The 1,097-nt window shown below is 63.4% G+C and carries 1 protein-coding gene; it reads right to left on the reverse strand.

The window, feature by feature from the left end:
• Nucleotides 1–1,097, reverse strand: a 1,097-nt coding sequence (locus EN780_RS39225; protein ID WP_189557021.1) for a helix-turn-helix domain-containing protein, incomplete at both ends; no start/stop codon positions are given.

A 1,097-nucleotide genomic window follows, 5' to 3' on the forward strand; every position in this document is an offset into this window, starting at 1 on the left:
CTCACCGACCCAGGCATCGAAGATCGCGGTCAGCGCTCGCGCCTGGAATCCCGCGAGATTGGGCGCGGGCGCATTCCAGGCCGCGCGCAGCATGGCTGCAACCAGACCGACCGCTCGCGCGGGATCGCTGTCCGTCCCATGAGCGGCTGCGACAGCGGCAACGGTCTGTGCAAGCGGCGTGTCGTAGGCTGGCTTTTCGCGATTGCGCAGTTCGACCTTAAGCCCTCTGACGAGATAGGGACGATCGGCGGCATCGTCCTTGCGGAAGCGCTGCTTCGAGTAGCGGACCGCGCGGGCCATTTCGGCCATGCGACTGCGAATACGCCCCTCATCCGCGACCAACACCAATCCGTGAAGGCTGAGCCGCCTAAGCGATTCCGTAACATCTCCGAGAGACACGCCCAGGCCACGCGCGAGATCGATCGGCGCGTGCCACTCCTCGAATACACCGAAATTGATCCTCCGAGCTTCTATATCCTCAAGATAATTGAGGACCACATAATCGGCGGTCTCGAGATCCTCGGTGAGCGACTGGTAGTCGGCGCCGTCGGTTGGGCGCTCCAGTCGGACGCGCGACACATAGAGCCGGTGGTTGCGCATCTCATATTGGACCGCGGCCTCCGCCTCGAGCCTGTCGAGCGCAGGCTTAAAGTAGTCCTCGCCCTCCGCGCCCAGCCAGTCGAACGCATCGCGCACACGGGCGTATAGCGCGCCGCGGCGGCCACTGCCTGCGAGCATGATCGCCTCTTCGACCCGATCCGTGAAATCCTCACCGTCGATCGCGTAGAGCAGACGGGGATTGATGAGCGGCCGGATACTCCAGAACGGCCGATTGCCCGGCACGCGCTCGAGCCCGACCAGCCCATGGCGCTGGAGCAACCTCAATGTTGCGAAAATTTCCGGGGGAGTCCGGCGCATGGCGCGCGCGAGTGTGTAGTCGGCAACCGTCCCCCATTTATTGGCGCCTGCCATTTTGCGGACCTCTTCGAGGATCCGAATATGCGCCGGTGTGAGCGGGTCTAGATCCGGCTGATGCGGTCGCTGGTGTGCCTCGATCTTGGGAAGCGGCGCTTCATCGTCGAAAGGCAATACACAGA

The organism is Mesorhizobium sp. M4B.F.Ca.ET.089.01.1.1 (assembly GCF_004022605.1).
GTDB classification, from domain to species: Bacteria; Pseudomonadota; Alphaproteobacteria; order Rhizobiales; family Rhizobiaceae; genus Mesorhizobium; species Mesorhizobium abyssinicae.